At 71.9% G+C, this 20871-nt stretch carries 16 protein-coding genes and 1 riboswitch; of the genes, 9 read left to right on the top strand and 7 right to left on the bottom strand.

All coding sequences use genetic code 11. The annotated features are described in order from the left end of the window. Window positions 1-50: 50 nt before the first annotated feature. The gene (locus ACQP2Y_RS27475; protein ID WP_433717912.1) at window positions 51-950 is read right to left on the bottom strand and encodes a ricin-type beta-trefoil lectin domain protein; all 900 of its coding nucleotides are present in this window, start codon (window positions 948-950) and stop codon (window positions 51-53) included. Window positions 951-1234: 284 nt separating this feature from the next. Here ACQP2Y_RS27475 and ACQP2Y_RS27470 point away from each other — a divergent pair, with 284 nt between their 5' ends. Further along, window positions 1235-2092, top strand: a complete 858-nt coding sequence (locus tag ACQP2Y_RS27470; protein ID WP_433717911.1) for a GNAT family N-acetyltransferase — start codon at window positions 1235-1237, stop codon at window positions 2090-2092. A 173-nt stretch (window positions 2093-2265) separates the two neighbouring features. Continuing rightward, window positions 2266-2410: riboswitch (cyclic di-AMP (ydaO/yuaA leader) on the top strand. A 4-nt stretch (window positions 2411-2414) separates the two neighbouring features. Next, the gene (locus ACQP2Y_RS27465; RefSeq protein WP_433717910.1) at window positions 2415-3041 is read left to right on the top strand and encodes a transglycosylase family protein; all 627 of its coding nucleotides are present in this window, start codon (window positions 2415-2417) and stop codon (window positions 3039-3041) included. Between the two features lie 55 nt (window positions 3042-3096). Here the strand turns inward: ACQP2Y_RS27465 and ACQP2Y_RS27460 are convergent, their stop codons facing one another. The 4 genes from ACQP2Y_RS27460 to ACQP2Y_RS27445 form a co-directional block, all read right to left on the bottom strand. Beyond that, window positions 3097-3891 carry an SAM-dependent methyltransferase gene (locus ACQP2Y_RS27460; RefSeq protein WP_433717909.1) on the bottom strand — a complete coding sequence of 265 codons (795 nt, stop codon included), beginning with the start codon at window positions 3889-3891 and terminating at the stop codon, window positions 3097-3099. Between the two features lie 103 nt (window positions 3892-3994). Then, a complete protein-coding gene (gene secD / locus ACQP2Y_RS27455) occupies window positions 3995-6214 on the bottom strand; it encodes a protein translocase subunit SecD (protein ID WP_433717908.1) in 2220 nt (739 codons plus the stop codon). Between the two features lie 50 nt (window positions 6215-6264). Further along, window positions 6265-6666, bottom strand: coding sequence for a hypothetical protein (locus tag ACQP2Y_RS27450; protein ID WP_433717907.1), 402 nt, complete (start codon window positions 6664-6666; stop codon window positions 6265-6267). 35 nt (window positions 6667-6701) lie between these two features. Next, window positions 6702-7739 carry a LacI family DNA-binding transcriptional regulator gene (locus tag ACQP2Y_RS27445; RefSeq protein ID WP_433717906.1) on the bottom strand — a complete coding sequence of 346 codons (1038 nt, stop codon included), beginning with the start codon at window positions 7737-7739 and terminating at the stop codon, window positions 6702-6704. Window positions 7740-7923: 184 nt separating this feature from the next. Here ACQP2Y_RS27445 and ACQP2Y_RS27440 point away from each other — a divergent pair, with 184 nt between their 5' ends. The 7 genes from ACQP2Y_RS27440 to ACQP2Y_RS27410 all read left to right on the top strand — a co-directional run bounded on the left by ACQP2Y_RS27440 (window position 7924) and on the right by ACQP2Y_RS27410 (window position 17574). Further along, a complete protein-coding gene (locus ACQP2Y_RS27440; RefSeq protein WP_360825673.1) occupies window positions 7924-8811 on the top strand; it encodes a carbohydrate ABC transporter permease in 888 nt (295 codons plus the stop codon). After that, the gene (locus ACQP2Y_RS27435; RefSeq protein WP_433717905.1) at window positions 8811-9740 is read left to right on the top strand and encodes a carbohydrate ABC transporter permease; all 930 of its coding nucleotides are present in this window, start codon (window positions 8811-8813) and stop codon (window positions 9738-9740) included. The genes ACQP2Y_RS27440 and ACQP2Y_RS27435 overlap by 1 nt, the downstream gene beginning before the upstream one ends. A gap of 22 nt (window positions 9741-9762) precedes the next feature. Beyond that, a complete protein-coding gene (locus tag ACQP2Y_RS27430; RefSeq protein ID WP_433717904.1) occupies window positions 9763-11100 on the top strand; it encodes an ABC transporter substrate-binding protein in 1338 nt (445 codons plus the stop codon). Window positions 11101-11120: 20 nt separating this feature from the next. Then, window positions 11121-13112: a beta-galactosidase gene (locus ACQP2Y_RS27425; RefSeq protein WP_433717903.1), complete on the top strand. Its 1992-nt coding sequence runs from the start codon at window positions 11121-11123 to the stop codon at window positions 13110-13112. Between the two features lie 303 nt (window positions 13113-13415). Beyond that, the gene (locus ACQP2Y_RS27420; protein ID WP_433717902.1) at window positions 13416-16001 is read left to right on the top strand and encodes a glycosyl hydrolase; all 2586 of its coding nucleotides are present in this window, start codon (window positions 13416-13418) and stop codon (window positions 15999-16001) included. Between the two features lie 228 nt (window positions 16002-16229). Next, window positions 16230-16772, top strand: coding sequence for a SigE family RNA polymerase sigma factor (locus ACQP2Y_RS27415; protein ID WP_433717901.1), 543 nt, complete (start codon window positions 16230-16232; stop codon window positions 16770-16772). Then, window positions 16759-17574, top strand: a complete 816-nt coding sequence (locus ACQP2Y_RS27410) for a hypothetical protein (protein WP_433717900.1) — start codon at window positions 16759-16761, stop codon at window positions 17572-17574. The genes ACQP2Y_RS27415 and ACQP2Y_RS27410 overlap by 14 nt, the downstream gene beginning before the upstream one ends. Here ACQP2Y_RS27410 and ACQP2Y_RS27405 read toward each other — a convergent pair. After that, window positions 17558-19135 (bottom strand): diguanylate cyclase domain-containing protein, encoded by a 1578-nt coding sequence (locus tag ACQP2Y_RS27405; protein ID WP_433717899.1) that lies wholly within the window; start codon window positions 19133-19135, stop codon window positions 17558-17560. The genes ACQP2Y_RS27410 and ACQP2Y_RS27405 overlap by 17 nt on opposite strands. A gap of 222 nt (window positions 19136-19357) precedes the next feature. Beyond that, window positions 19358-20734 carry a cellulase family glycosylhydrolase gene (locus tag ACQP2Y_RS27400; RefSeq protein ID WP_433717898.1) on the bottom strand — a complete coding sequence of 459 codons (1377 nt, stop codon included), beginning with the start codon at window positions 20732-20734 and terminating at the stop codon, window positions 19358-19360. Window positions 20735-20871 lie beyond the last annotated feature (137 nt).

Raw genomic sequence — 20871 nt, 5'->3', positions numbered from 1 at the left:
GGGACAGACGCCGTTCTATCAGCCCGCCCGGCCGGTCCGGCAGCGTGGTCTCAGGGCAGGGTCCAGGTCTGATTCGCCGCGCCCGTGCAGTCCGTGACGGTGACGGTGACGGTCAGGGCGCCGGGATCGGTCAGGCACCGGCCGGTCTGCGGGTTGACCAGCGAGCCGTTCGGTCCGGCCCGCCACTGGGCCGCGGGCCGGTCGTCGCAAGCGGCGATCCGTACGGCGGCGTCGGTGCCCACCGCGGCGCACCGGTTCGTGACCAGCAGGGTGCCGTCGGTGGCCAGCGTCCACCGCTGGTAGCTCACGTCGGCGCAGCCGGAGGTCTGCACGGGAGCACCCTCGAGACCGAGGAGGCTGCCGAGGGCCAGGCACCGTCCGCCGGCCGCGGTGATCGCGCCGGTCCTGGCCGCGCCGGGAGGCGGTGACAGCGTCGGCGTCGGCGGGCCGGCGGCCGCAGTCGTGGTCGTCGCCGGCCCGGGCGCGCCCTGTGCCGCGCCCGTGGAGGCCGCGGGCCTCGTGGCAGTCGCGGACCGGTTGACAGTGCTGCTGCTACCCGGGGAGGCGCTGATCGTGCCCGTGCTCGCCACCGGCGCTGCCCCGGCGGACCGGGTGACGCCCGGCGCCGAGGGAGCCGGAAGCGCCGTCACGGGCGGGTCGCTCTCACCGGACGGCAGGAGCAGGAACAGGCCGGCCCCGCCGAGCAGGGCGAGCACCCCGATCCCGGCCAGCACCAGCAGCTTCTGGCGGCGCAACGCGGTGTTCTTCGCCGCCGGATCGGTGACGGTGACGGGCGCCGGCCCGGCAACCGGCACCTCGCCGGTGCCTTCCTCGGGCAGATCCGCGGTCGCCGGCCAGGTGGGCGCCTGCCGGTCGCCGGACTCAGCCGGTTGGGTGGTGATGTACGGGCGGACCAGCACCGGGTCGTCGCGCTCGGAATCGTCAGCCATCTCGTCGTCCTGCCGTGGGAAAGGCCGGTGGCCACGGGGGTGCCGACCGGTACGTCAAGATACGCGAGGCCGCCGGCAAGAGATCACTTGATGTCCACCCTTTCTGGACCTTCGGGGAGAAAGGCTGGTCAAGACGGGTAGACCTCAGGGTTCGGACGCCCCCCGGACGGCCCGGCCGGGGCCTACGCTGAGCACACCCGTCACCGCCGAAGGTGAGCACACATGGATCTCGCGACCCTCGTCGCCGGCCCGGCCGCCGACGTGTCCGCTCCGGAGCCGCCGTCGTGAGCAGGGTGATCGTGGCGGCGATGGAGGCGGCCACGGTGGCCGCGCGGGCCGCGCGGGTGCTGGTCCGCCCGGTGAGCAGCCTGGCCGAGCTGACCACGCTGGACCGGATGCTGGCCGGCATCTGGCAGGACGACGCGAGCGGCCCGCTGCTGAGCACCGAGCTGCTGCGCGCGCTGGCGAAGTCGGGCAACTACGTGGCCGGTGCCTTCGACGGCGGCACCCTGGTCGGGGCCGCGGTGGCGTTCTTCGCCGCTCCGGGCGAGCGCGAGCTGCACAGCCACATCGCCGGGGTGTCCGCCACCGCGGCCGGACGCAACGTCGGCTTCGCGCTCAAGCAGCACCAGCGGGTCTGGGCCCTGCAGCGCGGCATCAGCACGATCAGCTGGACGTTCGACCCGCTGGTGGCCCGCAACGCCTACTTCAACCTGGCCAAGCTGGGCGCGGTGCCGACGGAGTACCTGGCGAACTTCTACGGCCCGATGCACGACCGGATCAACGGCGACGACGACAGCGACCGGTTGATGGTGCGCTGGGACCTCGCCGCCCCGGCGGTCGTCTCCGCCAGCGCCGGCAAGCCGGTGCGCTGCGTGCGGACGCCGACGGCCACCGTGGCGCTGCGCCGTTCGGGCACCGGTGGGCCGGTGCCGGGCTCGTTCCGGGGGCAGACCGTGGTGGTGGCTGTGCCGGAGGACATCGAGAGTCTGCGCCGCCGGGCTCCGGGTGCGGCCAAGGACTGGCGGGTCGCCGTACGGGAGACGCTGAGCACCCTGCTCGCCGACCGGTTGCGTTTCGCCGGCTTCGACCGTGACGGCTGGTACGTCCTCACCCGCGGCCCCGGGGAGTACGGCCGGTGATATTGACCGTCTTGCCCCGATTCTGGCCAAGATCAAAAGTGGGCAAAAGCTGAGAACAACGTCACGTTAGGCCCCCGGAGGTTGGCTCCGCGGCGGGGAACGTGGTTACCGTCGGCCGGTCCGCTGACGCGGGCCCCGCGGTCGGTAACGCCGAGTCCTGCCGCCGACCGGGCTGGGAACTCAACTCAGGCATGGAGCGGGGGACCCACAGGTTCTCCGGCGCGCTCACCGCGCGCCTCGGGGTGAAGCCGCGGCACCACAGCGGCCGGGCAACCTCAGCCCGAACCCGACAGCTGACCTCGCAGGCGTGGAGGTTCACTCGATGGCACAGATCCACAAGCAGTCCCTGCGCGCCCTCGGCCTGGTCGTGGCCGGTGCCGCGGGCACCGTCGCTCTGCTGGGCCCGGCCTCTCCGGCCGCGGCGCAGTCCAGTGTCAACTGGGACGCGATCGCGCAGTGCGAGTCCGGTGGCAACTGGAGCATCAACACCGGTAACGGCTACTACGGTGGCCTGCAGTTCAGCCGCAGCACGTGGAAGGCGTACGGCGGCGGCAAGTACGCGAGCACCGCCAACAAGGCGAGCCGCGCGGAGCAGATCCGCATCGCCGAGAAGGTGCTCGACGGCCAGGGCATCGGCGCGTGGCCGGTGTGTGGCAAGAAGGCCGGCTCGTCGAAGTCCTACCAGGCGAAGAACACCGGCGGTTCCTCGTCGAGCGGCAAGAAGGCCACGGCGTCGCGTACCACCACGCACAAGAAGTCGGCGGCGACCAAGCGCACGTCGGTCAAGGCCACCGGCCGGCACTACACGGTGAAGTCCGGTGACACGCTCGCCAAGATCGCGGCGGCCCAGCACGTCAAGGGCGGCTGGCGGGCGCTGTACCAGCTCAACCGGGCGCAGCTCGGCGGCAACCCCAACCTGATCTTCCCCGGTCAGCGCCTGTCGCTGTGATGAGCCGGCCCGGCTGCCTTGCCCCCGTGGGGCAGCCGGGCCCCCCCACCGGTGCTCAGGGCTTGCGGCCCACCGCGACGAACTCGGACACGACCTCGGTGATGCCGGGGTGCCGCGGGTCCGGCCGCCAGGCCGTGCAGGTCACGACGCCGGGGTCGAGCAGCTCCAGCCCGTCGAAGAAGCCGCGGATCTCCTCGATGGTGCGGGTCCTGATCGGCGCCGCGCCGCTCTCGTTCCACTGCCGCATCGACGCCTCGACGGCCTCGCCGTTGACCTCCGTGGTCGGATGCGAGATCAACAGGTAGCTGCCGGCGGGCACCGCGGCCATGAACTGCTCGACGACCGACCGGGCCTCGGCGTCGTCCATGACGAAGTTGAGGATGCCGGACAGCACCACGGCGGTGGGTCGCTCGAAGTGCAGTGTGGTGGCGGCGGCCCGGAGGATGGCCTGCGGATCGCGGACGTCGGCCGCGAGGTAGTCGGTGGCCCCCTCGGGGCTGCTCGTCAGCAGCGCGCAGGCGTGCGTCAGGACCAGCGGGTCGTTGTCGACGTAGACGACGCGGGCGTCCGGGGCGACCGCCTGGGCCACCTCGTGGGTGTTGTCGGCGGTGGGCAGCCCGGTGCCGACGTCCAGGAACTGGCGGATCCGGCCCTCGCCGGCCAGGAACCGCACGGCCCGGCCGAGGAACTGCCGGTTGGCCCGGGCCGACAGCACGAGCTCGGGCATCAGCCTGACGGCGTAGTCGGCCGCCTCCCGGTCCGCCGCGAAGTTGTCCTTGCCGCCGAGCAGGTAGTTCCAGACCCGCGCGGAGTGCGGCAGGTCTGCGTTGAGCTGCGCGGGATCCGTCATCGGGCTCGTCCTTCCGCTGCCGGCGGCATCGATCGGTGGCGGGAACCCTACTCCGAGAAGCAGCGGGGTGGGCGCACGGCGGCGCCCACCCCGCTGCCCCGGGTCAGCGGGACCGGAAGGTGATCGCCAGCGGCGTGGCCAGGAACACCGACGAGTACGTGCCCACCACGATCCCCACCAGCAGCGCCACGGCGAAGTCCACCAGCGACGCCCCGCCCAGGGTGGCCAGGGCGGCCAGGATGAACACCGCCCCGAGCCCGGTGTTGACCGTACGCGGGACCGTCTGCAGGCACGCCGTGTTGGCCAGCCGCGCGAACGGCACCCGCAGCCTGGGGCTGATCTTGCGCTGGCCGTGGACCAGTTCCCGGATCCGGTCGAAGACCACCACCGAGTCGTTGACCGAGTAGCCGACCACGGTCAGCACCGCGGCCAGGAACACGCCATCGACGGGTTTGCCGAGCCAGGCGAACACCCCGATGAGGATGACCACGTCGTGGACCATCGCCAGCACCGCCGCCGCACTCCAGCGCCACTGGAACCGCACCGACAGGTACGCGAGCTGCGCGCCGAGAGCGATCGCCACCGCGAGCAGCGCCTTGTCCCGCAGCTCGGCGCCGAGGCTGGGCCCGACCTTGTCGTCCCGTAACTGCTGTATGTCCCCGCCGCCGGCCGTGCCGAGCGAGGCGCGTACGCGTTGCTCGGTGGCGTCGTCGAAGGCGCCCGCCCGCACCGAGACGTTGCCCTGGCCGACCTGGGTGACCACGGCCCGGTCGACGCCCGCGGCTTCCACGGCTGCCCGGGCCGCGTCGGTCGACAGTGGCCGGCTGGTGGCGTACTCGACCATGCGGCCGCCGGTGAACTCGACGCCGAGGTTCAGCCCGCGGGTGGCGACGCCGCCGATGGAGAGCAGCACCGCCGCCGCCGAGACGGCCAGCCACAGTCGCCGGCGGCGCATCAGGTCCGGGCCGCGGGACTCGATCGCCCGGCGGACCCGGCCGGCGTGGGCGATGCCGCTCCACCGTGGGCGCACGACCAGCCACCGCCGGCGCAACAGGGCCTCGGCCGGCAGCCGGGTCAGCACCAGCGCGGTGAACATGGACGCCAGCACGCCGATGCCCAGGGTGACGCCGAAGCCGCGTACCGGGCCGGAGGCGAGCAGGAACAGCAGGGCGGCGGCCACCAGCGTGGTCACGTTGGAGTCGACGATCGCGGACCAGGCCCGGGCGAAGCCGCCGCGGATCGCGCTGCGCAGGGTGGGCCGGCCGGCGTACTCCTCTCTGGCCCGTTCGAAGACGAGCACGTTGGCGTCGACCGCCATCCCGATGGCGAGCACGAACCCGGCCAGGCCGGGCAGGGTCAGGGTGGCGCCGACCGCCAGCAGCGCGGCGTAGGAGATCAACCCGTACGCGACCAGCGCCACCGCCGCCAGCGCACCGACCAGGCGGTACACCGCCACGATGAACGCGATGGTCGCGAGCGCCCCGATGAGCGCCGCCTGCGCCGACGCCTCGATCGCCTGCCGGCCCAGCGTGGGCCCGACCACCTGCTGCTGGATGATGTCCACCGGCACGGGCAGCGCACCCGCCCTGATCAGCAGGGCGAGATCGCGCGCCTCGGCCGCGGTGAACGATCCGGTGATCCGCATGGCCTCCCCGGCGAAGCCGACCTCGCAGGTCGCCTCGGGGCTCACCTCGGGCGAGCTGATCACCTCGTCGTCGAGCAGGATGGCGACCCGGCGGGCCGGGTCGCCCACGGGGGAGCAGGCGGCGTCGGCGGTCAGCTTCCGCCAGTCCCGGGCGCCGTCCCCGGCGAAGTCGACGGCCACCTCCCAGCCACCCGGCGGCTGAACACCGGCCTGCGCGCCGTCGATCTGCCGGCCGGACAGCGCCGCCGGCCCCAGCCGCAGCGGGTTGCCGCGCTCATCGGGCCGGACCAGCTCGCCGGTCGCGGGAGCCGCGGTGGGCGAGGCGGCCGGTCCCAGGACCGGCCGGAAGGTCAGTTGCGCGGTACGGCCGATGACCTCGGCCGCCTCCCGCGGGTCGGTGACGCCGGGCAGTTCGACGATGATCCGCCGGTCGCCGGAGCGGACCAGGCCCGGCTCGGCCACGCCGAGTTCGTCGACCCGCCGGCGCAGCACCTCCATGGCCTGGTCGGTGGTGGCGGCGTCGGCCTTGCTCTGGTCGCCGTCACGGGTCTGGAGCACGATCTGGGTTCCGCCGCGCAGGTCCAGCCCGAGCCGCGCCGGCCGGGTGGCGACGAGCCACCCGGATACGACGAGCACGACAAGGGCGAGAAATGCGCGCGCGGCAGTAGCGCGCGTCACGATGGGGTTGTCTCCTCAGGCAGGGTGGCGCGCCATGCCGCGCGCCGGGGTCAGGACGGGGCGTCTACCGCACGCCGTCCCGGGGGACCCCGGCCCTGATACGTCTCGCGGCGCGCCTGCGCCCGGTGCCCGTCGACGTCCTGCCGCCGGTGCCACCACGCCGCGATCCCGGCGCCGGCCCGGGCCGGCAGCCAGCCGAGGACCTGCAGCAGCGGGGCGGCAGTGCCCAGTCCGCTGCCGGCGTCGACCCGGACGTCCGGGCGTTGACCGAGGGTCTGCTGCGCGGACGCGGTGACAGCCTGGATGGCCGGCGGTACGCGGCCGGGGCCGCTCGCGGCCGCTGCCTCGCTGGACGCGGCGACGGCCGTCGTGGCGAACAGCAGCGCCAGCAGGACCGGCAGGCTCGCCCACCGGCGCCACCACACCGGGGGCGGTGCGCCCTGTGCCGACATGGCTGCACCGTACCGTGGCCGCGCGCGGCCGGGGGTCATTCGCGGCGGGAGCTCGGGGGAGCCGTGCTGCTCCGCACCACCATGCGGGTCGGGACCAGCACCGTGCCCGGGCCTTCCGGCTCCTTGCGGATCTGCCGCAGCAGGCCCTGCACGCAGCGCCGGCCCACCTCGGCGAAGTCCTGGTGCACCGTGGTCAGGGGCGGGATGAACGAGGACGAGTCCGGGATGTCGTCGAAGCCGACGATGCTCACGTCGCGCGGAACGGTCCGGCCGCTTTCGTGGAACGCCCGCAGCAGGCCCAGCGCCATCTGGTCGTTGGCGGCGAACACCGCGGTGCACTCCGCCTCGGCCGCCAGGACCAGCCCGGCGCGGTAACCCGAATCGGCCGTCCAGTCACCACGCTGCACCGGCGGCACAGTCCGGCCGGCCTCCAGCAGGGTGCGGCGCCACGCCTGGGTGCGGCGCTCGCTGGCGAACGACTCCGCCGGCCCGGTCACGTGCCAGACCGTCTCGTGGCCCAGCTCCAGCAGGTGCCGTACGGCCTGCCGGGCGCCGTCGGCCTGGTCGGTGTCGACCACGGGATAGCGGTCGCCCGCGTCGGAGTCCACCACCACGACCTGTACGCCCGGCGGCAGGTTGAGGTTGGCCGCGTCGAGCAGGTGCACTTCCATGATCACGATAATGCCGTCCACCGCCAGCTCGCCGAGCCGGCTGAACGCGCCCAGCACGCCGTCCTGAGTGGGCGCCGCCACCGGGATGAGCGTGATCGCGTACCCCTCCTTGGCGGCGTAGCCGGCGATGGCCTCGACCGTGCGGCTGTTGCCGGTGGTCGCCAGGGTGAACAGGATGACGCCGATGGTGCGGAACTCGCCCCGCTTCAGGGCCCGCGCGGCGCTGTTGGGGCGGTAACCGAGCTGCCGCATGGCCGCCAGCACCTGCTGGCGGGTGGATTCGACCACGCTGGGGTGCCCGGTGGACACCCGCGAGACCGTCTGCGACGAGACGCCGGCGAGCCGGGCGACGTCCGCCATCGAGACCCCTCGGGCCGGGCGGCGGGTTCGGCCAGCGGTCATCGTTGGCAACTCCTTCTTGACGAGCCGGAAACGCAGTGAAACTATCACCCCGATGTTTACGTAAACATCACTTCGCTCATCTCCATGGAACACCAGCAGGCGGAGCCCGCGCGGAGCGTGATGTTAACGCAAACATCCGGGAGTCGCCGCGGCAACGGCCGAGCGGCGGGAAGGATGACAACGCATGGCCGACACCCTCGTCGTGAGCAGAAAACGCCGTTCCTGGGCGGGCTGGAAGTTCGTCGGCCCGTTCATGGCCGTCTTCGCCCTGGTCTTCCTGGCTCCGATCGGATATTCGATCTACCTGAGCCTGTACCGCAACCGGCTCATCGGCGGCAACTCGTTCGTGGGGCTCGACAACTACACCCAGGCCCTGCAGGATGCGCAGTTCTGGGCCGGGTTCGGCCGGGTCGCGCTCTTCCTGGTCGTCCAGGTGCCGATCATGCTGATCCTGGCGCTGCTGGTGGCGCTGGCCATCGACAGCGGCCGGCTCTACGGCAAGGCGTTCTTCCGGGTCACCATCTTCCTGCCGTACGCGGTGCCCGCCGTGGTCGCCACGCTCATGTGGGGCTTCATGTACGGCCCCCAGTTCGGCCTGGTCGGCAACATCAACGACGCGCTGAACATCACGCTGCCCGACCCGCTGGGCGGCAGCCTCGCGCTCGCCTCCATCGGCAACATCGTGACCTGGGAGTTCGTCGGCTACAACATGCTGATCTTCTACTCGGCGCTGCGCGTGGTGCCGGCCTCGCTCTACGAGTCCGCCGAGATCGACGGCGCCGGGCAGTTCCGGATCATCACCGCGATCAAGCTGCCGGCCATCCGCGGCGCCCTGGTCATCGCCACCATCTTCTCGGTGATCGGCAGCTTCCAGCTCTTCAACGAGCCGGCCATCCTGCGGCCGCTGGCCAAGAACGTGCTCACTACCGGATACACCCCCAACATGTACGCCTACCAGCTGTCCTTCTCCGGCCAGCAGTACAACTACGCGGCCACCGTGGCGATCATCATGGGTCTCATCACGATGGTCATCGCCTATGTCGTGCAGCTCCGCGGCACGAGGGAGATCTGATGACCACCACCGTGCAGTCGTCGTCGTCCTCCTCCGGGCGTACAGCTGACGTCCCGCGCACCAAGTTCAAGCCGTACCGCCGGGCCCCGCGCCGCAGCACCGTGCTGACGCTGCTCACCGGCCTGGTGGCCATCTACAGCCTGATCCCGCTGGTCTGGCTGGTGATCAACGCGACCAAGACGCAGCAGGGCCTGCTCTCCTCGTTCGGCCTGTGGTTCGACGATGGGGAGTTCGCCCTCTGGTCGAACCTGCGCCAGACGTTCACCTACGACGACGGCGTCTTCGTCCGCTGGCTGGGCAACACCGTCATGTACGTGGTGGTCGGCGCCGGCGGCGCCACGCTGCTGTCCACGCTGGCCGGGTACGGCCTGGCCAAGTTCAACTTCGTGGGCCGGCGCGCGGTCTTCGCCATCGTGATCGGGGCCGTCGCCGTGCCCGGCACCGCGCTGGCCGTCCCGACGTTCCTCATGTTCAGCAAGATGGGCCTCACCAACACCCCGTGGTCGGTAATCATCCCGTCGCTGGTCTCGCCGTTCGGGCTCTACCTGATGTGGACCTTCTCCGCCCAGGCCGTGCCCGACGAGATGCTGGAGGCCGCGCGGGTGGACGGCGCGGGGGAGTTCCGCACCTTCTTCCGGATCTCCGTGCCGTTGCTGGGCCCCGGCATCGTCACGGCGCTGCTCTTCAACATGGTCGTCACCTGGAACAACTACTTCCTTCCGCTGATCATGTTGAAGGACCCGGACTGGTACCCGCTCACCATCGGCCTGAACGCCTGGAACGAGCAGGCCCAGACGGCCGGCAGCGAGGCCGTGTTCAACCTGGTCATCACCGGATCGCTCCTCACGATCCTGCCGCTGCTCGCGGCGTTCCTCCTGCTGCAGCGCTACTGGCAGTCCGGCCTGGCGGCCGGCAGCGTCAAAGAATGAATTTCCCCCGAAAGGACACCAGATGACACGATTCCTCAAGGTGGTCGCCGCGGCGACCGCCGCGACGCTGGCGCTCGCCGCCTGCGGCGGCAACGACGACAGTTCCGGCACCGGTACGTCCGGCGGCAGCACCTCCGCGGCCGACGTCGACGCCGCGCTGGCCAAGGGCGGCTCGCTGACCGTGTGGGCGTGGGACAACACGCTCAAGAACGTGGTCTCCACCTTCCAGACCAAGTACCCGAACGTGAAGGTCGAGCTGGTCAACGCCGGCACCGGCGACAAGCAGTACACGGCGCTGCAGAACGCGATCGCGGCCGGCAGCGGCGTGCCCGACGTGGCGCAGATCGAGTACTACGCGCTGCCCCAGTTCGCCCTGGCCAAGTCCATCGCCGACGTCGGCGGATACGGCGCGTCCGGCCTGAAGAGCACCTTCACCCCGGGCCCGTGGAACTCGGTGACGCTCGGCAGTGACAAGGTCTACGCCCTGCCGATCGACTCGGGCCCGATGGCGCTGTTCTACAACAAGGAGGTCTTCGACAAGCACGGCATCACCGTGCCCGCCACCTGGGCGGAGTACGTCGAGGCCGCCCGCAAGCTGCACAAGGCTGACCCGAAGGTCTACATCACCGGGGACAGCGGCGACGCCGGCTTCACCACCAGCATGATCTGGCAGGCCGGCGGCAAGCCGTTCCAGACCTCGGGCACCGACGTCACCATCAACCTCGCCGACCCGGGCGCGGCCAAGTTCGCCCAGACCTGGCAGCCGATGATCACCGAGAAGCTGGTCGCGTCGATCCCGCCGTGGTCCGACGAGTGGTTCAAGGCGCTCGGCGACGGCACCATCGCCAGCCTGCCGACCGGCGCCTGGATGCCGGGCAACCTGGTCACCGGCGCGGCGGCCGCGTCCGGCAAGTGGCGCGTCGCCCCGATGCCGCAGTGGGAGGCCGGCGGCAAGGCCAGCGCGGAGAACGGCGGCAGCTCGCTCGCCGTGCCGGAGAAGTCGGCGAACAAGGCGCTGGCGTACGCGTTCCTGAAGTACGCGGCGGTCGACGAGGGCAAGGACTCCCGGATCAAGGAGGGCGCGTTCCCGGCCACCTCGGCCGACATCGCCAAGCCCGAGTTCCTCAACACCGAGTTCAAGTACTTCGGCGGCCAGAAGGCCAACGAGATCTTCGCCCAGTCCGCGCAGAACGTGGTGCCCGGCTGGTCGTACCTGCCCTTCCAGGTGTACGCGAACAGCATCTTCAACGACACCGTGGGCAAGGCCTACGTGTCCGCGACGCCGCTGGCCGACGGCCTGAAGGCGTGGCAGGACCAGTCCGCGAAGTACGGCAACGAGCAGGGCTTCACCGTCAAGTGACGTCCCCCCGAGGAGATCGCGTGCAAACCCCCTACCGCTGGCTGCGCCTGCACGACCGGGCACCCGCCCTGGCCTACGGCGCCGACTACAACCCGGAGCAGTGGCCGCGCTCCACGTGGGACGCCGACGTTCGGGCCATGCGGGCCGCGGGCGTCACCATCGTCTCGCTCGCGATCTTCTCGTGGGCACGGCTGGAGCCCGCCGAGGGCGAGTACGACTTCGGCTGGCTCGACGAGGTCATGGACCTGCTGCACGCGGGTGGCATCGCGGTCGACCTGGCCACGGCGACGGCGTCCCCGCCGCCGTGGCTGACCGCGAAGCACCCGGAGATCCTGCCGGTCGACGCGCACGGCGCGACGATCTGGCCGGGCGGGCGCCAGCACTGGCGGCCGACCTCGCCGATCTTCCGCGAGCACGCGCTGCGGCTGGTCCGCACCATGGCCGGACGCTACGGCGACCACCCGGCGCTGGCCGCCTGGCACATCTCCAACGAGCTGGGCTGCCACAACGTCTATGACTACTCCGACGACGCGGCGGCGGCGTTCCGCACCTGGCTGATCGAGCGCTACGGCGACCTGGACGCGTTGAACGCCGCCTGGGGCACGGCGTTCTGGTCGCAGCACTACAGCGACTGGGCGCAGATCCTGCCGCCGCGCCAGGCGGCGACCCACCCGAACCCGACCCAGCAGCTCGACTTCAAGCGGTTCTCCTCCGACGCGCTCAAGGACTACCTGCGCGCCGAACGCGATGTGCTGCGCGAGCTGACCCCGCAGATCCCGGCCACCACCAACTTCATGGTGATGGGCGAGCAGAAGCCGATGGACTACGCCGACTGGGCGGCCGAGGTCGACTTCGTCTCCAACGACCACTACGTGCAGCGCGGCCCCCGGGCCCAGGACGAGCTGTCGTTCTCGGCCAACCTGACCGGGCACATCGCCGGCGGCCGGCCCTGGTTCCTGATGGAACACTCGACCAGCGCGGTCAACTGGCAGCCGATCAACGTGCCGAAGAAGCCGGGCGAGCTGGCCCGCGACTCACTGACGCACGTGGCCCACGGCGCGGACGCGGTCTGCTTCTTCCAGTGGCGCCAGTCCCGGGCCGGCGCGGAGAAGTACCACTCGGCGATGCTGCCGCACGCCGGCACCGACAGCGAGATCTACCGGTCGGTGGTCCGGCTGGGCGAGACGCTGCGGCAGCTGGCCCCGGTCGCGGGTACGGCGCAGACCCCGGCCCGCGCGGCGATCCTGTTCGACTGGACCTCCTGGTGGGCCAGCGAGCAGGACTCGCACCCGACGGACCGGCTGCGCTACCGCCAGGAGGCGCTGGACTGGTACTCGGCGTTCCTCGACCTGGGCGTACGGGCGGACGTGGTGCCGGTGGACACGGACCTGTCCGGCTACGACCTCGTGGTGGCGCCGGTGCTGCACGTGGTCCCGGCCGCCCTGGGCGAGCGCCTGCAGTCGTACGTGTCGGCCGGCGGTCACCTGGTCACCACGTACTTCTCGGGCATCGTCGACGAGCACGACCACGTGTGGCTCGGAGGCTACCCGGGACCGCTGCGCGACCTGCTGGGCATCCGGATCGAGGAGTTCGCCCCGCTGGGCGACGACGAGCGGGCCGAGCTGGACAACGGCCTGACCGGCACCGTGTGGACCGACGGCATCACGGTCACCGGACCGGACGTGGAGGTGCTGGCGTCGTACAAGGGCGGCGCCCCGGCGATCACCCGGCGCACGGTGGGAACGGGCTCGGCGGCGTACGTGTCGACCCGCCTGGGCCCGGACGGCCTGGCGCCGGTGCTGCGCGACCTGCTCAGCCGGGCCGGTGTGCGGAGCGAACTGCCGGCGGAGCTGCGCGGCCGGGTGGAACTGGCGGTCCGCGGCGACTTCCACTTCCTGATCAATCGCACGGCCGAACCGGTCGAACTGGCCGGCCTGCCCGGCGAGCTCCTGCACGGCACCCCGGGCCTGCTGGAGCCGCGGGGAGTGACGGTCCTGCGCGGCCCGGCCTGACGCCTCGGCCACGGGCACCACCGGTGTCCGTGGCCGGCACCGGCCCTCGCGGTAGGCGTCGATTAAGGCTTAGCGGGGCAAGGCGCTCCCAATCGGCGGCTTGGGTCCCGCCGGGGTGCCTCCCAGCACCTCCCGCAGCATCGATGACCGTAAGGACGGTTGTGGTCACCGTACGCACTCATGAGGCTCGATCTCGCGCCACGAGCGTCCTTCGTGGCCGGTCTCATGGGAGGAAAGGCAGTGTCGCCTCAACCCGAACATTCCCGAAAATTCAGGCTGCTCGTCGCCGCAGCGCTGTCACCGGTGCTGGTCCTCGTCCCGGCGGTGACCGCCACGGCCGCCTCCGGCGACGACAGCCGGCCGGTGCCGTACCGCCACCAGGCGGAGCTGGCCGACTGGCGGGTCCAGCACGCTGCCCAGCTCAAGACCCTCGACGCCCACGAGGAGGACGAGGGCGGCGAGGCCGAGGAGATCGCCGAGCGGGCCGAGCAGTGGGCGGAGGCGCGCAGCGCGCCGGGCATCGTCGCGCCGGGCGCGTACTCCGCCGCCTGGGCGCAGCAGCAGTCGTTGCCCCGGACCGCCGGCCGGTGGAACGAGATCACCGACCTGCCCTACAACTCCGACGACCCGCGCTACCGCGACATCGACAGCAACTCCTCCGGCGGCGCCGGCAAGGTGACCGGCCGGCTCACCGGCATGGCGGCGGACAACGCCGGATACGTGTACGCGGGCGCGGCCGACGGCGGTGTATGGCGTTCCCGTACCGGCGGCGGCCGCTGGCAGCCCATCTCGGAGCGGCTGCCGTCACCGTCCACCGGTGACTTGCGCCTGGACCGCACGGGCCGGCTCTGGTACGCGACCGGCGAGGCGAACACGAGCGCCACCTCGTTCGTCGGCACCGGCGTGTACGTGCTCCGCGACCCGCGCCACCGCACGTTCCGGCCCTCGGACCGGGTCGGCGGCACCGAACTGGAGAGCACGACCATTCGTAAGCTCCGGTTCTTCGGCAACACCGTGTGGGCGGCGACCAACCGTGGCGCCTACACGCACTCGCTCACGGATCTGTCCGGGCCCTGGCGCGCCGAGTTCGTGCCCAATCCTGCCTTCCTGCCGGGTGGTGCGCAGGCAACGGACCCGAACGCGCCGTACAAGAACATCATCAACGACTTCGCCGTGGACCCCCGCGATTCCCGCCGGGTGATCATCGCGGCCGGCTGGCGCAGCGGCGACGACTACAACGGCTTCTACACGCGCAGCGGCGGCACCTGGCAGCGCACCGTCCTGGCCGGCCTGCCGTCCGGTGCCGGCGACGTCGGCACGGTCACCTTCACGCCGTCCGCCGACGGGTCGCGCTACTACGCGATCGAGCAGTCGCCCACGCTGCTGGCGACCAACCCGGACAGCGCACTGCAGGGCTTCTACGTGTCGCTCTCGGGCTCACCGTTCGGTCCGTGGACCCTGGGCGCGGACTACCACGAGCTGGCCGAGTCCGGCTCCGCGCTCACCGAGCCGGGCTACATGCCCGGCGTCCAGTCCTGGTACAACCAGTTCCTGCAGGTCGACCCGGCCGATCCGAAGCACGTGTACGCGGGCCTGGAGGAGGTCTTCGAGTCGACCGACGGCGGCCTGAGCTGGAGCACCCCGGGGCCGTACTGGAACTTCGACTTCCCGTGCTGGAGCATCGACCCGGCCAAGCAGACCGGTGACTGCCACCAGACCACCCACCCCGACCAGCAGTCGGCCGCGATCGGGTCGTACCACGGCAAGCGTTTCGTGGTCGTCGGCAACGACGGCGGCGCCTACCGCCGTCCGGTGCGAGGTGCCGCGGACGCCTCCGGGCACGCCACCGACTGGGTCTCGCTCAACGACGGCACGATCGACGTGCTGCAGTACTACTCGGTCGGCGTCGGCCGCGATCGGCGCGGCGTCGCGGTCTCCGGCGGCCTGCAGGACAACGGCCAGTCCATCCTGCGCCCGGGCGACCGGGTGATGGGCTCCAACTTCGGCGGCGACGGCGGCGACACCATCGTCGACCCGGCGAACGGCTGCAACATCGCCGAGGAGTACGTCTACCTGGACGTGTGGGTGACCAACAACTGTGCGGTCAACAACGGCGCGTGGACCCGGGACCCGGCGTTGGCCACCAGCTACGAGGTCGCCCCGCCGGACGCCGAGACAGGTGCCGCCCGGTTCATCGCGCCGCTGACCATGGATCCGCGCGACAGCCGGACCTGGGTCGCCGGCGGTCAGCACGTGTGGATCCAGACCAACGGCTTCGCGATCCGTTCCGGGGAGGAATGGCGCAACCTGTTCGACCTGGGCGAGGGCCACGTGGCCACCGCGGTCGCCACCTCCGGCGGCCACGTCTACGCCGGCTGGTGCGGGCCCTGCAACAACCAGGGCTTCACCCGCGGTATCGCGGTCGGGCGCACCGACGGGACGGGATGGCACCAGCTGACCCTGCCGGTCGACGGCACCGTGCCGAACCGGTACGTCTCGGGCTTCGACGTGGACCGGGCCGACCCCCGGCACGTCGTCGTGGCGATCAACGGCTTCTCCCGGAAGTGGACCGAGGGCCCCGGCGCCGGCGTCGGCCATGTCTTCGAGTCCCGCGACGCCGGGGAGCACTGGACCGACATCTCCGCCGATCTGCCGGACGTCCCGGCGAACACGGTGCGGATGGTCCGCGGCGGCGGTCTGGCCGTGGGCACCGACACCGGGATCTTCTACCGGGCCCGGCCGGCCGGCCGCTGGTCGGTGCTCGGCCGCAACCTGCCCACCACGACCACGCTGCAGCTCAAGCTCGGCCCGGACGGCCGCACGCTCTACGCGGCCACCCACGGCCGGGGAATCTGGTCGTACGACCTCAACCAACTGTCCCGCCGCTGACCCGGAGAAAAAACTTGGCGCCCGCCGGCAACCTTTTGCCGGCGGGCGCCCACTTGGGGATAAGTGACCTGCGAGGAGGCCGTTCCATCAGGACCTCACCCGGCCTCCTCGCGGGTTTCTTGACGTCGTCCCCCATACCTCGGAGTATTTCGTGTCGATCCACTGAACCCCGGCTGCTCCGGTTCCGTTTACCCCCACAGCCGGGGCAGCCGGCCTCCACCCGTACCGATGACCGGAGAGGAACGTGTGACGGACCCGGACGACGAGCGTGCCTTCCGGCGCTTCTTCGAGCAGCACCACGCGGACCTCTCACGGCTGGCGTACCTCGTGACGGGGGAGTCCGGCGTGGCCGACGACCTGGCCGCGGACGCGTTCGTCGAGGTGTGGCGGCACTGGGAGCGGGTCCAGGCGGCGGACAGCCCGATCGCGTACGCCCGGGGCATCCTGGCCAACCTGGCCCGGCAGTGGATCAAGCGGCAGAGCCGGGAGCGGCTCGGGCTGCTCGGGCTGGGCCTGCTGCGCCGGGACCGGGCGGAACCGGACACCCCGGCCGTGCTCGACGTGCGGGCGGCCCTGCGGCACCTGCCGCTGCGCCGGCGCGAGTGTGTCGTCCTGCGGTACGCGTTCGACGTGCCGGAGCGCGAGGTCGCCGAGATCCTGGGTATCTCGGTCGGCGCGGTCAAGAGCCTGACGTCGCGGGGAGCGGCCCAGCTCAGCCAGTACCTGAAGGATCTGCCAGTGACGACGGGAGGACTGAGTGCGTCAGCATGACGAGCGTGACCTCCGCACGGCGCTGCGCGAGGAGGCCGACCGGCACCGGCCGGACCGGCAGGCGATGCTGGACCGGATAGCCCACGGCCGGGCGGCGTACGCCCGCCGCCCGATCGACCGGCTCTTCGCTCTGGTCCGGCCGGCCGCGGCCGCGCTGGCCGTGGCGGTGGTGCTGGTGCTCGCCGTCGCAGGAGTCCGGCTGAGCAACCGGGAGCCGGACGTGGACGACACCCCGGTGGCGGCTCCCTCGGCCGTACCGGCCACGACCCCGGCCCCGGCCACCACGAACGCGCCCAGGCCGACCACCCCCGCTGCGACCGCCACGGACCCCAAGCCACCTCGCACCACCATCGGCACGCCGTCGTCCCCGTCGGTGACCACGCCGTCCAGCTCCGCGCCCCAGACCGATCGTGACGGCTACCTGAGCTCGACCGGCAAGATCGACCCGAACACCAGCGACGGCTGGACGCAGGACAGCGTGGTGCTGAAGTCGACCCGCAAGGTCACCGCCCTGGACGTCACCGTGGAGGTCGCGCTGACCCCGGGGGTCGTCGAGACCGGCCGCTGGAGCACGGTGTCCAACGACCTGCTCGCCATCAGCAGCAGCCGGACCAGCAAGATGCTGGTCTTCCGCTTCACGCTGCGGCCGGGCAAAACTCTCGCAGCGGGCGAGTACACGTTCGCCGCGCAGTTCAACCACACCGTGGGCAAGCACTCCCCGGCCGAGGACAGCTACGAAGCCAAGATCACCGGGGAGGGCAAGGACGCGAAGGTGAGCGGCACCTTCATGCCGCACCAGTGACCGCGTCGTCGCAGACCCGGTCGCGGCCGGCGCGCTTCGCGGCGTAGAGGTTGCGGTCGGCTGCGGCCAGTGCCGACGCCGGGGTCGCCGCAGCGCCGGTCACGGTGGTGATGCCGATGCTGCACGTCACCGGCAGGCCGCCGGTGAGCGCGGCCCAGTCCTCGCCGGCCACCGCCGACCGGATCCGCTCGCAGGCCTGCCGGGCCAGCACGGCGTCGGTCCCTGGCAGCAGGACGACGAACTCCTCGCCGCCGATCCGGGCGATCATCGAGTCCGGCGGTGCGGCCGCGGTGAGCACCCCGGCCAGGCGCCGCAGCACCAGGTCCCCGGTCGCGTGCGACCGCGTGTCGTTGACCCGCTTGAAGTGGTCCAGGTCGAGCAGCGCGACCGACACCGGCGTGCCGTCGGCGGCGGTGGCCAGCACCGCGGGCAGTTCCTCGTCGGCGTGGCGCCGGTTGTGCAGGCCGGTCAGAGCATCGCGGTGGGCCAGCTCGCGGAAGGTGTCCGTGGCCCGGCGCGCCTCCTCGGCCTGGTAGACCGCCTGCAGGGCCCGGGACCGGGCGTCCTGCTGGGCCGAGGTGAGCACCCGGGTCTCCACGTGGAAGCGGCGGTACTCCTCGAACGCCTCCTGGTAGCGGCCGGTGGCGGCGTGCAGCAGCGCCTGCTGTTCACGGCCCTGGGCCTGCAGCCCGGCCAGGTCGTGCTCGGTGCACAACCGGAACAGCCGGTCGAGCAGCGTCTGGGCGCGCTCGGCCGCCCCCAGCTCCCGGTACGCCTCGGCCGCGGTGAGCAGGGCTTCCTCCAGCGCGTTGCCCACGTCGATGAGGTGCCGGGGCGCGTCGTCGGCCAACAGGGGCGCGAGGATCTGGGCCACCTCGCGGTGCCGCCCGCCCAGCATCGCCACCCGGGCCAGAGTGTCCAGGCAGGTGGCGTTCAGCTGGATCCCGGCGCTCTCGGCGGTCGCCCGCATCCGGCGCACGAGCTCCTCGGCGGCCGGCAGGTCACCGCGCTCGTACGCGGTGTACGTCATGTTGTTGAGCAGATGCAGGGCCAGCTCGCTGTCGTGGTGGGCGGTCGCCAGCCCGAGCGCCTCGGTGAACGCCCGCAGCGCCTCCTGCGGTGAGCCGGTCTCGTCCAGCAGCACGGCCAGGCACATCAGGTGCCGGCTGCGGATGGCCGGCGGCACGTCGGCGGCGGTGTGCGACATGCACTGCACGGCGTGGGCCAGCGCGGTGGCGTTGTCGCCCAGCTGCCGGAAGAAGATCGACAGCGCCCGGTGGCAGCGGGCCAGCAGGTAGTAGTCGCCCAGCTCCACGGCTTCGGGATAGACCCGGTGGGTCAGTCGCCCGCCCTCGACGGTCTCGCCCTCGCGGAGCATGACCACGGCCCGCGCCAGGCGGGCCCGCAGCACCAGGTCCGGGCGGCCGGACCCGGCGGCGGCGCGTTCGATGCGCTCGGCCACGGCCGCGTCGTCGTGGAAGGAGGCGGTGAAGCCGATCTCCAGGGTCAGCAGGTCATCGGCCAGGCGGCCGGCGTCGACCGGCGCGTGTGTCGTGGTCACGATGCTCCCAGGGCTGGATGGCTCCCCAGACTGGCGGTCCGGGGGTGCAGCACGGGTGCGCGGCGGTGGCGATCGGGGAGCGGCCCGGCCCGGGGGTGACGGACCGGGCCGCTGTGGGAACCCCGGTTGGCACGGGGCGTCAGGCGGCCGCGCAGGCGGCGGTGGTGACAGGTGCGGTGCGGGGGGGGGGGGGGGGGGGGGGGGGGGCGGTGCGGGCCGGGGTCAGGCAGCCGCGCAGGTCACCGCCGGCGCGGTGTTGGTGCCGGTCGAGCTCGCGGTGAAGCCCCAGGTGGTGCTCGCGCCGGCCGCCAGCGAGCCGTTGTACGGCGCGTTGCGGGCGGTCACCGCGTCACCGGAGCTGGTGACCGTGGCGTTCCAGGTGTTGGTGAAGCGCTGGCCGCTGGGCCAGGTCCACGTCACGGTCCACGAGGTGATCGCCGCGTTGCCGGCCTTGACGGTGACCGCGCCCTGGAAGCCGCCGCCCCACTGGCCGCCGACCGTGTAGGTGGCCGTGCAGGCCTTGCCCGCGGGCGGCGGGGTCGACGTGCCGGGCGTCGGCGAGACCGTCGGTGAGACCGGCGGCGTGGTCGGCGTGGTGGGCTGAACGCCACCGAAGACCGACGCCTCCCGGGAGGTCGCCTTGATGCCGTTGGCGCCGTTGAACAGGCGCTGGCCCCACGAGGTCAGGGCCGCGGCGTTGAAGTTGGTGACCAGGTCCAGGTATTCCACGCCGCCGCCGTTGCCGCTCCACGACCAGCCCAGGTAGCCGATGCCGCGGGCCTGGGCGGTGGCCAGGATGGTGTCCTCGTCGGGGTCGCCGTCGGAGTGGTTGTGGCCGAACTCGCCGACCACGATGGGCAGCCCGGCGGTGATGAACCGGCCCAGGTAGTCGTTGATCTCGGCGGCGGTGTCGAACACGCCGTACATGTGGATCGAGAAGATGGTGTTGCGCTGCGGGTCGGTGGCGAACACCGAGGCCGCGTTGTCGCGCATGGTGAAGGACCAGTCCTGGCCCCAGTTCGGCGCGTCCACCATGATCGAGTGCTCGAAGCCGGCGGCGCGCAGCCGGGTGATCGCGTTCTTGGTGTCCGCGACCCAGCCCGCGGCGTTGGTGTTGCCGTACGGCTCGTTGCCGATGTTGAGGATGACGTAGCGCTCCTGGCCGGCGAGCGCGCTCTTGACGCTGATCCAGTAGTCGACGGCCTGGGCGAGGGTCGCCGCGCCGGCCTGCTCGCCGTACCCGGTGGTGTCGTGCGCCTCGAGCACGCAGATCAGGCGGTTGGCCTTGCACTGGCTGATCACGGCGGACACGTTGGCAGCGTTGTCAGGACCCCAGCGTTGCCCGCTGCCGAGCACGATCCGGACCGTGTTGGCGCCGAGCGCCTTGATGTCGGCCAGTGCCTGCGGCGTGCGGTCCTGGTACCAGGTGTGGGCGTGGTTGACGCCGCGCATGACGAAGGCGTTGCCGTTCGCGTCCAGGATGCGGCTGCCGCTGACGGTGAAGCCCACCGCCGCCTGCGCGGGCTGGGCCGCCACGGTGACCAGGCCGGTCACCGTGACCAGCAGGGCGGCCAGGCCACCCAGAAGTCTGCGTCTCATGTGGTCCTCCATCGATGTCGGAAGCGCTCCCACGATCGATTGACCGACATCTTCCTACCTACTCGGTTCAGTCCTTGTCAACACGGCAGAAACCTCGGCGTGACAGGTGGGTCATTTGTTTCCGGCTCTTGACAACG

The organism is Actinoplanes sp. CA-051413 (assembly GCF_050955795.1).
GTDB lineage: Bacteria > Actinomycetota > Actinomycetes > Mycobacteriales > Micromonosporaceae > Actinoplanes.
This window is presented reverse-complemented; position numbering and strand designations above follow the sequence as displayed.

What these genes read in the sequence shown, in the direction of transcription:
- ACQP2Y_RS27450 (WP_433717907.1), bottom strand. Translation starts at nt 6,666, where the DNA reads ATGTCGGCACAGGGCGCACCGCCCCCGGTGTGGTGGCGCCGGTGGGCG.
- ACQP2Y_RS27445 (WP_433717906.1), bottom strand. Translation starts at nt 7,739, where the DNA reads ATGACCGCTGGCCGAACCCGCCGCCCGGCCCGAGGGGTCTCGATGGCG.
- ACQP2Y_RS27465 (WP_433717910.1), top strand. Translation starts at nt 2,415, where the DNA reads ATGGCACAGATCCACAAGCAGTCCCTGCGCGCCCTCGGCCTGGTCGTG.
- ACQP2Y_RS27440 (WP_360825673.1), top strand. Translation starts at nt 7,924, where the DNA reads ATGGCCGACACCCTCGTCGTGAGCAGAAAACGCCGTTCCTGGGCGGGC.
- ACQP2Y_RS27475 (WP_433717912.1), bottom strand. Translation starts at nt 950, where the DNA reads ATGGCTGACGATTCCGAGCGCGACGACCCGGTGCTGGTCCGCCCGTAC.
- ACQP2Y_RS27400 (WP_433717898.1), bottom strand. Translation starts at nt 20,734, where the DNA reads ATGAGACGCAGACTTCTGGGTGGCCTGGCCGCCCTGCTGGTCACGGTG.
- ACQP2Y_RS27435 (WP_433717905.1), top strand. Translation starts at nt 8,811, where the DNA reads ATGACCACCACCGTGCAGTCGTCGTCGTCCTCCTCCGGGCGTACAGCT.
- ACQP2Y_RS27415 (WP_433717901.1), top strand. Translation starts at nt 16,230, where the DNA reads ATGACCGGAGAGGAACGTGTGACGGACCCGGACGACGAGCGTGCCTTC.
- ACQP2Y_RS27460 (WP_433717909.1), bottom strand. Translation starts at nt 3,891, where the DNA reads ATGACGGATCCCGCGCAGCTCAACGCAGACCTGCCGCACTCCGCGCGG.
- ACQP2Y_RS27430 (WP_433717904.1), top strand. Translation starts at nt 9,763, where the DNA reads ATGACACGATTCCTCAAGGTGGTCGCCGCGGCGACCGCCGCGACGCTG.